The 14,550-nt window shown below is 30.5% G+C and carries 17 protein-coding genes; 7 read left to right on the top strand and 10 right to left on the bottom strand.

The window, feature by feature from the left end:
* The 5 genes from LX78_RS05470 (at position 1) to LX78_RS05450 (ending at position 4,751) form a co-directional block, all read left to right on the top strand.
* Positions 1-1,023, top strand: a complete 1,023-nt coding sequence (locus LX78_RS05470) for a formimidoylglutamase (protein WP_109681636.1) — start codon at positions 1-3, stop codon at positions 1,021-1,023.
* A gap of 107 nt (positions 1,024-1,130) precedes the next feature.
* Positions 1,131-2,606, top strand: coding sequence for a helix-turn-helix domain-containing protein (locus LX78_RS05465; protein WP_109681635.1), 1,476 nt, complete (start codon positions 1,131-1,133; stop codon positions 2,604-2,606).
* Between the two features lie 114 nt (positions 2,607-2,720).
* Positions 2,721-3,464 carry an MBL fold metallo-hydrolase gene (locus tag LX78_RS05460; protein WP_245881480.1) on the top strand — a complete coding sequence of 248 codons (744 nt, stop codon included), beginning with the start codon at positions 2,721-2,723 and terminating at the stop codon, positions 3,462-3,464.
* A gap of 27 nt (positions 3,465-3,491) precedes the next feature.
* Positions 3,492-4,421, top strand: a complete 930-nt coding sequence (locus LX78_RS05455; RefSeq protein WP_109681633.1) for an MBL fold metallo-hydrolase — start codon at positions 3,492-3,494, stop codon at positions 4,419-4,421.
* An 84-nt stretch (positions 4,422-4,505) separates the two neighbouring features.
* Entirely contained in the window at positions 4,506-4,751 is a 246-nt protein-coding gene (locus tag LX78_RS05450) for a hypothetical protein (RefSeq protein ID WP_109681632.1), read from the top strand.
* A gap of 66 nt (positions 4,752-4,817) precedes the next feature.
* On the opposite strand, the gene ettA is transcribed toward LX78_RS05450, so the two are convergent.
* The 7 genes from ettA to LX78_RS05415 all read right to left on the bottom strand — a co-directional run bounded on the left by ettA (position 4,818) and on the right by LX78_RS05415 (position 9,184).
* Positions 4,818-6,509 (bottom strand): energy-dependent translational throttle protein EttA, encoded by a 1,692-nt coding sequence (gene ettA, locus LX78_RS05445; RefSeq protein WP_109681631.1) that lies wholly within the window; start codon positions 6,507-6,509, stop codon positions 4,818-4,820.
* The gene (locus LX78_RS05440) at positions 6,509-6,691 is read right to left on the bottom strand and encodes a CAL67264 family membrane protein (RefSeq protein ID WP_055444644.1); all 183 of its coding nucleotides are present in this window, start codon (positions 6,689-6,691) and stop codon (positions 6,509-6,511) included. Before LX78_RS05440 ends, ettA begins: the two co-directional genes overlap by 1 nt.
* A gap of 104 nt (positions 6,692-6,795) precedes the next feature.
* Positions 6,796-7,515 (bottom strand): pirin family protein, encoded by a 720-nt coding sequence (locus tag LX78_RS05435; protein WP_109681911.1) that lies wholly within the window; start codon positions 7,513-7,515, stop codon positions 6,796-6,798.
* A 48-nt stretch (positions 7,516-7,563) separates the two neighbouring features.
* The gene (locus LX78_RS05430) at positions 7,564-8,001 is read right to left on the bottom strand and encodes a MarR family winged helix-turn-helix transcriptional regulator (protein ID WP_109681630.1); all 438 of its coding nucleotides are present in this window, start codon (positions 7,999-8,001) and stop codon (positions 7,564-7,566) included.
* Between the two features lie 10 nt (positions 8,002-8,011).
* Positions 8,012-8,293 carry a GNAT family N-acetyltransferase gene (locus tag LX78_RS05425; protein ID WP_109681629.1) on the bottom strand — a complete coding sequence of 94 codons (282 nt, stop codon included), beginning with the start codon at positions 8,291-8,293 and terminating at the stop codon, positions 8,012-8,014.
* A 2-nt stretch (positions 8,294-8,295) separates the two neighbouring features.
* The gene (locus LX78_RS05420; protein WP_109681628.1) at positions 8,296-8,826 is read right to left on the bottom strand and encodes an NADPH-dependent FMN reductase; all 531 of its coding nucleotides are present in this window, start codon (positions 8,824-8,826) and stop codon (positions 8,296-8,298) included.
* A gap of 1 nt (position 8,827) precedes the next feature.
* Complete coding sequence (locus tag LX78_RS05415) at positions 8,828-9,184, bottom strand: DoxX family protein (RefSeq protein ID WP_109681627.1); 357 nt, start codon at positions 9,182-9,184, stop codon at positions 8,828-8,830.
* Positions 9,185-9,329: 145 nt separating this feature from the next.
* Between LX78_RS05415 and LX78_RS05410 the strand changes: the two genes are divergently transcribed.
* Both LX78_RS05410 and LX78_RS05405 read left to right on the top strand, forming a co-directional pair.
* The gene (locus tag LX78_RS05410) at positions 9,330-10,958 is read left to right on the top strand and encodes an acyl-CoA carboxylase subunit beta (RefSeq protein ID WP_109681626.1); all 1,629 of its coding nucleotides are present in this window, start codon (positions 9,330-9,332) and stop codon (positions 10,956-10,958) included.
* Between the two features lie 58 nt (positions 10,959-11,016).
* The gene (locus tag LX78_RS05405) at positions 11,017-11,439 is read left to right on the top strand and encodes a DoxX family protein (protein ID WP_109681625.1); all 423 of its coding nucleotides are present in this window, start codon (positions 11,017-11,019) and stop codon (positions 11,437-11,439) included.
* Position 11,440: 1 nt separating this feature from the next.
* Here LX78_RS05405 and LX78_RS05400 read toward each other — a convergent pair whose 3' ends face one another.
* From LX78_RS05400 to LX78_RS05390, 3 genes are read right to left on the bottom strand one after another with little or no spacing between them, the layout of a single operon-like run.
* Positions 11,441-12,529 carry an AMP-binding protein gene (locus LX78_RS05400; RefSeq protein WP_109681624.1) on the bottom strand — a complete coding sequence of 363 codons (1,089 nt, stop codon included), beginning with the start codon at positions 12,527-12,529 and terminating at the stop codon, positions 11,441-11,443.
* 6 nt (positions 12,530-12,535) lie between these two features.
* On the bottom strand, positions 12,536-13,507 hold the full coding sequence (locus tag LX78_RS05395) for a CPBP family intramembrane glutamic endopeptidase (RefSeq protein WP_109681623.1): 972 nt from the start codon (positions 13,505-13,507) through the stop codon (positions 12,536-12,538).
* A gap of 3 nt (positions 13,508-13,510) precedes the next feature.
* Positions 13,511-14,545, bottom strand: a complete 1,035-nt coding sequence (locus LX78_RS05390) for an o-succinylbenzoate synthase (RefSeq protein WP_109681622.1) — start codon at positions 14,543-14,545, stop codon at positions 13,511-13,513.
* Positions 14,546-14,550: the final 5 nt, after the last annotated feature.

The following is a 14,550-nucleotide window of genomic DNA, read 5'->3' as shown; positions in this document are numbered from 1 at the left end:
ATGGAAGACAAACTAGTTTTATTTAATCAATCTACTTTAAAAAAGCTGCTTAATAAACGTCAAGCTGAATCCAAATTTGGTGAACATATTAAAATGATTACCGACATTTCCAATATATACGAGCAACTTAAAACTTTGGATGTCGACTATGTAATTATAGGTTTACCCGAAGATGTAGGAGTTTTCGCAAACTACGGAAAATCAGGAACTTCAGCTTCTTGGGAGGCTACAATTAAAATTTTGTTAAATATTCAAAGTAATAAGTTCACTCTTGCTAAAAAAGTACTTGTATTAGGTCATCTTAACTTTGAATCTGAATTAAAAAAGCTTTCAACTCTTAATCAAAGTAAAGTAAAAGATGTTGCCAAAGCGAGAAAATTAGTTGCTAAAATAGACAAAGAAGTATCAAACCTAATCTATAATATAATTTGTGCTGGTAAAAAACCAATTATAATTGGTGGTGGACATAACAATGCGTATGGAAATTTAAAAGGAACTTCTTTAGCTTTAAATAAGCGTATAAATGTTGTTAATTTTGATGCCCATACAGATTTTAGAAAGGAAGAAGGTAGACATAGTGGAAACGGGTTTAGTTATGCGTTTTCCGAAGGTTTTTTAAGGAACTATTTTATATTCGGTTTACATGAAAATTATACATCCGATTTAATTTTTAAAGCAATTGACAACAATAACAATATAGCCTATAATACTTTTGAAGAAATTGAAATTAAGAAAGAATTAAGCTATAATAATGCAATGGAACAAGCATTAGATCATGTTAATAAAGATTCTTTCGGAATAGAAATTGATTGCGATGCCATTCAAAATATACCAAGTAGTGCTATGACACCAAGTGGTTTTTCAGTTAATCAAGTTAGAGAATTTGTTACTTATTTTGGAAATCATGAAAATGCTACATACTTACATATTTGTGAAGCTGCTCCAACTCCTGAAACAGAAACACAAGTTGGTAAATTAATTACTTACCTTATAACCGACTTTATTAGAGCAAATGCAAATTGAAATATCTTTAAATTAAAAGGAAATAGTGAGCATTCAAAAAATTTAATATTTTATTTTCATTTTGCTTTAAAAAACGAACGTTCGCATAATTAGTTATATTTGCCTTTATGGAGGAAGAATATATTAAACTAATTTTTGGCTTAAAGTTAAAGCAAATAAGGGTTGATAAGAAATTATCGCTTTTCGGGCTTTCTAAACTTTCTGGCTTGTCAAAGTCTTATTTAAATGAAATTGAAAAAGGAAAAAAATATCCGAAACCAGACAAAATTGCTATTCTTGCAGACAAACTAGATGTACCATACGATCATATGGTTTCCTTAAAATTAGATAAGAATTTAGCTCCAATTGGTGATATTTTACAATCGAAAATATTAAAAGAAATCCCTCTGGAATTATTTGGGATTAAAGAAAGTAATCTAATAGATATTGTTGCAAATGCACCAGCTAAAGTCAATGCCTTTATAAGTACCATTATAGAAATTGCACAGAATTACAATTTTAGTAGAGAAAGTTTTTATTTAGCCTCAGTACGATCTTTTCAAGAAGCAAACAATAATTATTTTGATGATATTGAACAAAGTGTAGTGGCATTTGCTGAAGCGTATCAAATAGACTTATCTAAACCTATTACTTCTCAAGATTTAGAAGAAATTTTAACAGAAGAATATGGCTATACCATTAATGAAACTGAATTAAATAAACATCATGCTTTAGATAACCTTCGGTCTGTTTTTATTCCAAAAACAAAAACATTACTGTTAGCAAATCAAATAGACGATGCACAACGAACTTTTATTTACGCTAAAGAATTAGCCTATAATTATTTAGAATATAAAGAAAGACTTTACACGTTTACCTGGATAAAATTTGAAAATTTCGATCAGGTTCTTAACAACTTTTACGCCTCATATTTTGCAGGTGCTTTAATTTTACCAAGAGATATTATTACAAAAGAACTTTCAAATCTATTCCTTAAAAAAGAATTCGATGAAAAACAATTTTTAAATATACTCAACTCTTTTAATGCATCTCCAGAATCTTTCTATCAAAGACTAACAAACATTCTACCTAAAGATTTTAATATTAAAAATTTATTCTTTTTACGCTTTACACATCGTGCTGGAAGCGAAAAATTTTATTTAAAAAAAGAATTACATATATCTAGTCTTCATTCTCCACATGCCAACGAGACTAATGAGCATTATTGCAGACGTTGGGTATCTTTAAACGTATTAGAAGATATTAGCAAGAGTAAACAAGAACATATTTTCGATATGCAAATATCACATTACCCAAACGAAAACGTGCAATACCTTGTACTCTCTTCAGCTACAAAAGATCCATTTAGAGAAAATCATTTTAGAAGTATTAGTGTTGGTTTATTAATTGATAAACAGTTAAAACGAAAATTAGGTTTTTTAGAGAATACAAAAATTAAAACAAAACAAGTTGGTGTTACTTGCGAACGTTGTGCTATATCAGATTGTCAATCACGCCAGGCACCTGCAATTAGATTAGAACGTGAAGCAAAAAACAAACAAATTGAATCTTTAGTTGAAGATTTAAAAAGCAGATTTAGTTAATTATCTTTTATTTTATAATTTTATTCCATAATATTTATTTCAATGAAAAAGTCCTTACTAATTTTATTTCTATTTGCATTTATTTCTTTCAGTTGTAAATCAGACAAGAAAGAAATGGATTCTACTAACAATATAGAAGCTATTACTGATTCTATAATTCCTGCTGAAAAAAAATCATTATCTGAAATTAAAATTAAACCCATCAATCATGCTAGCTTCATATTAGAATATGAAGATATTGTTATTTATGTTGATCCTGTTGGTGGTCCAGAAGTTTATAAAGACGAAAAACCTCCAAGTGCTATATTAGTAACAGATATACATGGAGACCATTTTGATTTAGAAACGTTTTTAGCTGTAATGACCGACTCTGTACAGCCCATAGTAACTGTTGATGTTGCAATCAAAATACCCGATTCAGTAAAATATAATTTATTTGCACCTAAAAACTCGCACAGTATAAACTATAGAAAAGCAGGTTTAGATCTTGTTGTTTATGTGGTACCTATGTATAATTTAAGAGAAGAGGCCAAGCATTTTCACCCAAAAGGACGTGGAAATGGTTATGTTCTAGAATTAGGTGGTAAAAGAATTTATATTTCAGGTGATACTGAAGATATACCAGAAATGAGAAGTCTTAAAGATATTGACATAGCTTTTGTTTGCATGAATTTACCATATACTATGTCTGTTGAAAGTGCTGCAAGTGCAGTTCTAGATTTTAAACCTAAACAGGTTTATCCATATCATTATAAAGGAACAGATGGTTTTAGTGATGTTGAAAAATTTAAATCTCTAGTAAACGAGGGTAATAAAAACATTGAAGTCATTCAATTAGATTGGTACAAAAACCAATAGTATTAACTATATTTTAAAAATAGAATTATGAAATTTAAAATTTTAACATTGCTATTACTATCAATTGTTGTACTAAGTTGCAAAAAAGAAAACAAAGTTCCAGATGTAAAAATTGAAGATGTAATTATATCTGATTCTATTCCACCAGAAATTGAAATTGACTCTATAATAGTAGATTCTGTTGTTATAGAAGAACCTGAAATAATTACTCCTCCAAAACAAGAAAAAAAGAAAGCAATAGCAAAACCAAAAAAAATAGTACATAAAAGCAATAATAGTTACACTAATAGTTCTATTAAGTTTTCTCCTATAGAACATGCAACACTTGTTATTGAATATAATAACACAACTATTTATATAGATCCTGTTGGTGGAAAAGAAACTTATAAAAACTTTAAATCACCTAATTTTATTTTAATCACAGATATTCATGACGATCATTTAGACCTAGAAACTCTAAAAAGTATAAATACATTAAATACTATAATTATTGGTACAGCTGCAGTAAAGAATAAATTACCTGCTGAATTATTAACAAACTACACAACTATGTTTAGTGGATTAAGCAGGTCTTTTTCAACTTCTAAAATGTCGTTAGATGTTGAAGGCGTAGCTATGTATAATATTCGTAAAGAAGCAGAAAAATACCATCCAAAATCTCGTGGCAATGGCTATGTTCTTACTTTAAATAATAAACGTATTTATATTTCAGGAGACACTGAAGATACATTTGAAATGCGCCATTTAAAAAATATTGATATCGCATTTGTTTGCATGAATTTACCATATACAATGTCTGTTGAAAGTGCTGCAAGTGCAGTATTAGATTTTAAGCCTAAACAAGTATTCCCATACCATTATAAAGGAACTAATGGTTTTAGCGATGTTAAAAAATTTAAATCTATAGTAAACAAAGGGAATAAGAACATTGAAGTCATACAATTAGATTGGTACTAAAACACATAGAGCAATAAGTATTAGTTGATTAGTAAAAAAAAATGTTTATATTTGATTAGCTATTAACCAAATCGAATACCTACAATGTCAAATATTATGTCACTCTCGGAGTTGCTTATTATAGTCCTTATTGAACAATCTAGTATTGTTACTGCTCTGTCTATTTCAGTTATTTTTTTCTTAGTATTATTAATTTTAGGGTTGAGGAAGTCTTATATATTAAGAAAAGAAAGCGATAAGTTAAGCGAAACCTTTACAATAGATACTGAAGATGAGAAAAAGGTTTATAAAGATTTTACTGAAGGTCACATGTACGATAATAATCATTAAATATTATAAATTAACATATTAAAAAAGCCTGCTTTCAGCAGGCTTTTTTTGTTTATCCTTAAAATATTATCTAACTAATTTTCTGTATTTAATTCGCTTTGGCATTAAATCTCCACCTAGACGTTGTTTTTTATTCTCTTCATAATCACTAAATCCACCTTCAAAGAAATACACTTCTGAATTACCTTCAAATGCTAGAATGTGAGTACAAATTCTATCTAAAAACCATCTATCGTGACTTATAACTACTGCACATCCTGCAAAATTTTCAAGTCCTTCTTCTAATGCTCTTAAAGTATTTACATCAAGATCATTTGTAGGTTCATCAAGAAGCAAAACATTTCCTTCTTCCTTTAAAGTCATAGCTAAATGCAACCTATTTCGTTCACCACCAGAAAGCATGTTTACTTTTTTGTTTTGCTCACTTCCACTAAAATTAAAACGACTTAAATAAGCACGAGAATTAACCTGTTTTCCTCCCATCATGATTAATTCTTGCTCATCGCTAAAATTTTGCCAGATAGTTTTTTCAGGATTTATATTAGAATGCGCTTGATCTACATAAGCTATTTTAGCAGTTTCACCTACTTTAAATTCGCCTTTATCAGGAGCTATTTCTCCCATAATCATTTTAAAAATAGTAGTCTTTCCTGCACCATTAGGGCCAATAATTCCAACTATACCAGCTTGTGGGAGGTTAAAGTTTAAATTATCGTATAATAATTTATCGTCATAACCTTTACTAACACCAATTGCTTCAATAACATTAGTACCTAAACGAGGCCCATTTGGAATATATATTTCAAGTTTCTCGTCTAATTGTTTCTGATCCTGACTTAATAATTTATCGTAGTTCTTTAAACGTGCTTTTTGTTTGGTTTGTCTTCCTTTTGCACCTTGTCTCACCCAGTCTAACTCTCTTTCCAACGTTTTTTGACGTTTTGATGCAGCTTTTCCTTCTTGAGCCATACGTTTAGACTTTTGGTCTAACCAAGAAGAGTAGTTTCCTTTCCAAGGAATCCCTTCACCTCTATCCAGTTCTAAAATCCAACCTGCAACGTTATCAAGGAAGTATCTATCGTGAGTTACTGCAATAACAGTTCCTTTATATTGTGCTAAATGATGCTCTAACCAATGTACTGATTCTGCATCTAAATGGTTAGTTGGCTCATCTAATAATAACACATCTGGTTCTTGTAATAGCAATCTACATAAAGCCACTCGACGACGTTCTCCACCAGATAGTACACTAATTTTTTTATCGCCATCTGGAGTTCTTAATGCATCCATAGCAATTTCCAATTTGGTATCTAATTCCCAAGCATCGGAAGCATCTATTTCATCTTGCAATACTGCTTGTCTGTTCATTAACTTTTCCATCTTATCTGGATCGCTATAGACTTCTTCAAGACCAAACATATCGTTAATTTTATTGTATTCGTCAAGAATAGCAACTGTTTCAGCAGCTCCTTCTTTTACAATTTCCATAACAGTTTTGTTTTCATCTAATTTTGGCTCTTGTTCTAAGTAACCAACAGTATAACCTGGAGAAAATACCACATCACCTTGATAGTTTTTATCAACTCCAGCAATAATTTTTAGCAATGTTGATTTACCAGAACCATTAAGTCCTAAGATTCCTATTTTAGCTCCATAAAAGAAACTTAAATAAATATTCTTCAAAACTGGCGTATTGGCACTTTGATAGGTCTTAGTTAGACCAGACATAGAGAAAATTACTTTTTTATCGTCGCTCATTACATTCTTCCTTTTAAAGCATTAAACACCCAAGCAATAGAAAAGAAACCTATACCAACAGCAGCAAAACCCCAACCAGCAACATCGTCGTATCTAAAAGCTCCAAGAGCAATTAATGCTAGTCCTACAAAAATCATAATCCAGGTTGCCCATGCTAAAACGGTATTTTTATTCATTGCCATAATCTATTTCTTTTTATTTTAATTTAGTCGAAAGACAAATATCGTGATTTTAATAAAAAAAAGCATCTAAATAGATGCTTTTTCATAATAATTATTATTGAACATTAAATCATAGGAACTTCAATAAAAAGTAAGCTAGAATTTGTGCTTGCATGAATAGAAAAACTATCAGTTTCTGAAATTCCCAAAGCATCACGTGTTTCTAAAGTTTCGTTTTCAATGGTTACATTCCCAAAAATATTCATAATGTAAACGCCATGATTCTTGCTTTTTAATTTATAGTTTATCGCATTAGCTTCATCTAAATCAATCCTTGAAATAATAGCATCTTGATGGATTTTCAAACTTCCCTCAAAATCTTCATCTATGGATGTTACTAATGTTTGTAACTTGTTTTTTCTATCTTCTAAAGTAAATGATTTTTGATCATAACGTGGAGTTACGTTTTGTTTATTAGGAATTACCCAAATTTGAAATAAACTTAAATGGTCTTCCATTGAGCCATTAATTTCAGAATGTTGAACACCTGTTCCTGCACTCATAACCTGCACTTCTTCAGGTAATAATTGTTGCCAATCTTGATGCATATTATCTCGATGTTTCAAAACACCTTTTAAAGGAATGGTAATTATTTCCATATTATCATGTGGATGAGTTCCAAATCCCATTTTTGGAGCAATTATATCATCGTTTAGTACTCTAAGTGCTCCAAAATGAATTTTTTCCGGATTGTAGTATCCTGCAAAACTAAATGAATGATTGGCTTGCAACCAACTATGATTAGCAAATCCTCTACTGTCTGCTTTATGTAATACTTTTTTCATAATTAATTTGATTTTAGTTTCCATGGAAACTATTTAATTAAATTTTTTCTATCGCATTTTATCTAATAAATCACTTAAAAGTTGCGCTTCTTCTTCTGTGATATTTTTAACTAAATCATCATTAAAATTATCAGATATTTCTTCTAATAATTTAATACCTTTACTTGTAATTTCTATATGAACAACACGTCTATCTTCAGGACATGGTATACGTTCTATTAAATTTTTGTCGCATAATTTATCCATTAAACGTGTTGCATTTGGCGACCTATCAATCATACGTTCTTTAATTGCTTGAACTTTTAATGGCTCATTTGCACCACGTAAAATTCGTAAAATATTGTATTGCTGTGGCGAAACTCCAAAGGGTTTAAAAAAGGTATTTTGATGATTTGTAATCCAATTTGCTGTATAAAGAATATTGATTAATGCTTTAACTCTATTATTTGCAAATTTAGAGCTCACGTCTTTAGATATATCTCCCATAATTAATGTATTAAGCTAGTCTATCTGAATATTCATGTTTCTTTTTAAAAACAGCTGCTGCAAAAGGACAAAGTGGAATTGCCACAATATTATTTTTTCGCATAAACTGCACAGATGCTTCAACCAATTTATAACCAACACCTTGACCTTTTAACTTATCACTTACTTCTGTATGATCTATAATTATTTTATTAGCTCCTGCATAAGTATAAGTCATTTCAGCCTCTTGTTTGCCATCTATTTCAATGAAAAACTTGCCTTTTTTTCCGTTATCTTCTTGTTCTATATTCATTGTTATAAAGCATTTTTAAATTGTTCAACCTTTATTTTTAATTCTTCATTTAAATCTTCATTAATAAGTTTTCCTTTTGAAAAGTTTGCTTCAAATGAAGGCAGGGAAAAATCAGCAATAATATTAGCATCATGTCTTGGAAATCTGTCTTTCGCTATTGCTAAAACCGAAGCTCCACCTCTACCTCCTGGAGATGCTGCCATTAAAAGCATGGGTTTATTCATAAATGTTTTTTGTTCTGCCCTTGACATCCAATCAAACAAATTTTTAAATACAGCAGAATAAGCTCCATTGTGTTCTGCTAAAGATATAATGACACCATTTGATGATTTAATTTTATCTAAGAACTTAATCGCATTTTCTGGAATACCTTGTTCCTTTTCTAAATCAACACTAAATACTGGCAAACTATAATCGTTCAAGTCTAAAATATCAATTGTTGTGTTTTCTAATAATCCTGAAGCATAAGTAGCTAATTGCTTATTTATTGATTCTCTACTGTTACTTCCTGCAAATACAATAACTTTTTTCATATTACGCTTGTATTTTTTTATTAAATATATAAGACACAACTAAAAACAGTAACGCCAGTAAAGCTGATATATGTTCACCATCATTAATCATATAATGTGCAAAAAAAGCAAGTATGAATGCGAAAAAGAATCCAGCGTAAGCCCATTCTTTTATAATGCTAAAGTTAGGATTCCAAATTGCAAATAAGCCTACTAACTTAATTACTGCATAAGGATAAATAATATAAGTTGGGTAGCCAAAGTTGGTAAACATTTGAGCAACTTCTTCATAGTTAAAAAAATACATTCCAGCTGAAAACAATATTAAAACAGTTAACAAACCAGTTGCTACATTATAAACAATCTTATTTTTTTTCATAATTATTTTTTTTGTTTCGAGGTACAAATATACAATAAAAATAATTAGTTTCCAAGGAAACTAATTCCATGTAATGTTATTTAACAAAATATTCGCTTTTAAACCATGTTCTACTTTTGTAAATTCGTAGCAAATAAATATTTCTATGGACATTAACTTCAACAAAAACGAAGATCATAATAAACTATTAGTATCAGAATTAAAAAAAAGATTGGTAAAAGTAAAACTTGGAGGTGGCACAAAAAACATTGAAAAGCACCATTCTAAAGGCAAAATGACTGCCAGAGAACGTATAGATTACTTATTAGACCCTAAAAAAGATAGTATAGAAATAGCTGCATTTGCAGGTGATGACATGTATAAAGAACATGGTGGTTGCCCTTCTGGAGGCGTTGTTGTTAAGATTGGATATGTTAAAGGAAAACAATGCATGGTTGTTGCAAACGATGCCACAGTAAAAGCTGGAGCATGGTTTCCTATTACTGGGAAAAAGAATTTACGCGCTCAAGAAATTGCCATAGAAAACAGATTGCCTATTATTTATTTAGTGGATTCTGCTGGAGTGTATCTACCAATGCAAGATGAAATATTCCCTGACAAAGAACATTTTGGGCGTATTTTTAGAAACAATGCCATAATGAGTAGTTTAGGAATTACTCAAATTGCAGCTGTTATGGGAAGCTGTGTGGCTGGAGGAGCATATTTACCAATTATGAGTGACGAAGCCATGATAGTAGATAAAACAGGAAGTATTTTTTTGGCAGGAAGCTATTTGGTAAAAGCTGCTATTGGAGAAACGATAGATAATGAAACTCTTGGAGGAGCAACAACACATTGTGAAATATCTGGTGTAACAGATTATAAAGCTAAAGACGATAAAGATGCTTTAGATAGAATTAAAAACATTATTGACAAAATTGGCGATTATGATAAAGCTGGTTTTAACAGAGCTGATTCTAAAAAGCCAAAAGAAAAGCAAGAAGATATATATGGAATTATTCCAAAATCTCGTGCAGATCAATATGATATGTATGAAATTATTAAGCGTTTAGTCGATAATTCAGAATATGATGAATACAAAGCTGGATATGGAAAAACAATCATCACGGCTTACGCCAGAATTGATGGTTGGGCTGTTGGAATAGTTGCTAATCAAAGAAAATTAGTAAAAACCAAACAAGGCGAAATGCAGTTTGGTGGAGTTATTTATAATGATAGTGCAGATAAAGCAACTCGATTTATTGCCAATTGTAATCAGAAGAAAATACCTTTAGTTTTTCTACAAGATGTTACTGGATTTATGGTTGGTAGTAAAAGCGAACATGGTGGTATTATTAAAGATGGAGCCAAAATGGTTAATGCAGTTAGTAATAGCGTGGTGCCTAAATTTACTATTATTCTTGGAAATAGTTATGGAGCAGGAAATTATGCTATGTGTGGTAAAGCTTATGATCCTAGATTGATAGTTGCTTGGCCAAGTGCTGAATTGGCAGTTATGAGTGGCAATAGTGCAGCAAAAGTATTACTTCAAATTGAAACAGCTTCTTTAAAAAAGAAAGGCGAAGTAATTACTAAAGAAAAGGAAGAAGAATTATTCAATAAAATAAAAGACCGTTACGATAGACAAGTCTCTCCATATTATGCTGCATCCAGAATTTGGACAGATGCTATTATTGATCCTTTAGATACTAGAAAATGGATTAGTATGGGAATTGAAGCTGCCAACCACGCTCCTATCGAAAAAAAGTTTAACATGGGAGTTATTCAGGTATAATTTATTTTCTTACTCTAAAATTTTGTATCTTAATGACTGAATATCAAACATTTCAGTCATGGGAACAATAAAATCGCTTAACAAATGGGCAAATGCGCATACGTATTTCCCATTAGATGTATTAAGAATTGCCTTAGGTGTGTTTTTATTTATTAAAGGCATGCACTTTATGGGAAACAGTAAAATTTTAGTTGACCTATTAGAGCCAATGCAAAATCTTGCAGGTGGCATGATTATGATTCATTATGTGGCTCCAGCACATTTTATAGGTGGCATTTTAATTGCCTTTGGTCTTTTAACACGATGGGCAATTATTGCACAATTACCTATTTTACTTGGAGCAATAATAATCAATTTTGCAGGGGAATTTAGTATGACTAATTTTTTATTAGCAACAATTGCATTCTTAGTATGCATCTTTTTTATGTTTTACGGTTCTGGAAAACATTCATTGGATTACTATTTTAAAATGCAGCAATAGCTTATTTAATAGTTGCCAACGTCTTTAACCGTTGAATCTTACCTGAAGTTGTTTCAATGAATTTTGGAACGACATAGATTTTCTTTGGAGTTTCGTATTTATCTAAATCTTTGAAAACTGTATTTGTTAAATTGTTTACTTCACCTTCTAAAATAAGAATTAGCTTTTCACCTAGTGTTTCATCTTTCTCTGAAGCTATAAAAAAACGACTCTGTATTTTACTTTTAATTTTATCTTCTATTAATTCCGGAAAAAACTTGATGCCACCAGAGTTTATAACATTATCAAAACGTCCTAACCATTCAAATTCTGTTTCAGAATGAATTTTAACCACATCGTTAGTAATAATTTTTTCTTTAGTTAGGCTTGGTGCCTCAATAACTAAACAGTCCCTTTCATCTTGAGAGATTTTTATATTTGGAAGAGTTCTAAAACAAGCTAATTCAACAGATTGACTCGTTACTCCTTGCAATGACATAAAATTATTGAGTTTTTTTACAGCAATATGAGTAATCGTTTCTGTCATACCATAAGTAGCATGTATTTCTGTTCTTAAAGGCTGAATTTGCTCTAATAAAAGTGATGAAATTGGCGCTCCACCAACAATTAGTTTTTTTATGTTATTTAGCTTTTTAATGTTATTCTGAAGCTGCATTGGTATCATAGCACAGAAATCGTAATGCTTTTTTGTACTGAATTGTAAAACTGTTGTTGGCTCTATAACATCTACCTGAAGGCCTAAAATAATGGCACGAACAAGCATCATTTTTCCAGCAATAAATTGAGTTGGCAAACAGTGCAAAGCCTTATCTCCAGGCTTTAAACCAAAATAATTTCCAGTTGCAATGGCAGAATTTACCATAGCCTGCTTTTTAATCTTAATGGTTTTTGGCCTTCCTGTAGTTCCAGAGGATTTGGTTCTAACATAATCTCTAGGATCTAACCAATCTGCAAGAAAATCGCCAAGGGCTTTTTCAAATGGTTTTCCTTCTTTAATTAAACTATAAGCAACATCCTTTAACTCTTCAAAGGTATAGTTTGAATTGTTTAATTTGAATTTATTATGAACTTTATTAAAAGTAGGTGTCAACAGATTCTATTCTAAAAAGTTATTATCTTCAATAAGAATTTCTTCTTCTATAGGCTCTTCAATTGAACCAAATAATTTTTCATTCCAATTAGTCCAGTTATATTTTTTAGAGAATATATACAGTAACAAAGGGAAGACTATAAAAACTGGCATAAAAATTTCAACAAAATTAGCAGAAGTTGGTTCAGACATATCTTTTAAAACAGAATGTGTTTGAAATGCTGTCCAATCTGCTGTAACCAATAAGGCTGTAAACAAATTGTTTGCAGCATGAAAACCTAATGCTAACTCTAAACCATCGTCCATTAATGTCATGATTCCTAAAAATAACCCTGTACCTATATAATAAACCATAATAACATATCCAAGTTTCTCAACTTCAGGATTTGCAATATGCAGTAAGCCAAATACTAAAGAAGTTGAAAGCAACGGCAACCATTTATTTTTTGCTAAAACACCAATTCCTTGCATTAAATAACCTCTAAATAAATATTCTTCGAAACTAGTTTGTAATGGAACTAAAACAATAGCTATAACACATAGAATTATAAAAGGTTGCAACTTAAAGTTAACAACATAGTCTTCAGGAGACATATAATAATCTAATAGAATAAAACCAGAGCTTACAATTCCCCATAATATAAAAGCAAACCAAACGCGTTTCCATTCTATTTTTGATCTTGCTGTTGTTAATAAAGTAATACTTTGATTATGAAGAAATTTTACAACCAAAAACAAACCAACCAAGCCAACAGCAAAAGAAAGCAACATGAGAAACAAATTTAAATTGGGCTCTAATATGTTCATCATTTTCGATTCGTCCATACCAATAATGCTTTCTCCATCGCTCATGGCTTTAACAAATATGGCAGCTGTAAATGGTATCTGACCAATAATTACAGCAATAATTACAATTAATAAACCAATTAAATATCTCCACCAGTCATGAAGCACTTGAAACGTTTGAGTTATGTACATATATTATAAATTAAAATTCCAGTTTTTATTTTTTTTATGTTGCAATGTACCATTTTTTACTTGTAATGGACAGTCAAAATTATTAGTAAATAAACTTCCTGTTCCAAGTCCTTGTGGCAACTTGCTTTTTAACGTGTAAGTCCATTGAGCAATAGCATTTAAACCAACATTACTTTCCAAAGCACTTGTAATCCACCAACCAATATTCTGATTATTAGATAGGTTAATCCAATCCATACTACCAGAAAACCCTCCTACTAGACTTGGTTTTAATATGATATACTGTGGTTTTATGGTTTGTAGTAATTTTTCCTTTTCTTTTTCTGAAAAAACACCAATAAGTTCTTCATCTAAAGCAATATCTAATGGAGAATCTTCGCATAATCTTGCCATTTCTTGAAACTGACCTTGCTTTATTGGTTGTTCTATGGAATGCAAATTAAATTCTGAAAGCATCTTTAATTTTTCTAAAGCTTCTGAAGAATGAAATGCGCCATTTGCATCAACTCTTAATTCAATATCGTTTGATGAAAATTCTTTTCTTATAGATTTCAGTAAGTTTAATTCCGTTTGAAAATCTATAGCTCCAATTTTCATTTTAATACAGGAAAAACCAGCATCAATCTTATCTTTAATTTGCTGTTTCATGAAGGACTCACTTCCCATCCAAATCAAACCGTTTATAGGAATTGCATCTCTACCATCTGTAAATTTTGAAGGAAAAATTTTAAATGGGTCTTCGTTTTGAAAAGAAGCAAAAGCTGTTTCTAAACCAAACTGAATGCTTGGATATTTATAGAGTTCGTCTAATAATACCTTTAAACCTAAATGAATATTAAGGCAAGTCCATTGCAAAATATCTTCATACTTTGATACATCATCAATACTTAAGCCTCTAAATAAACCACATTCTCCAATACCTCTTTTGCCATCTTTTTCAAGCATTAAAAACCATGTTTCCTTAGTTTTTAAAACACCACGAGATGTGCCACTTGGTTGCTTAAAATGTAAAATATATTTCTGGTAAGTTGCAGTCATAGATA

Source organism: Xanthomarina spongicola (genome assembly GCF_003148645.1).
Lineage (GTDB): Bacteria > Bacteroidota > Bacteroidia > Flavobacteriales > Flavobacteriaceae > Xanthomarina > Xanthomarina spongicola.
Note: the sequence above shows the minus strand (reverse complement) of the source record. Positions and strands in the feature narration are given on the sequence as shown.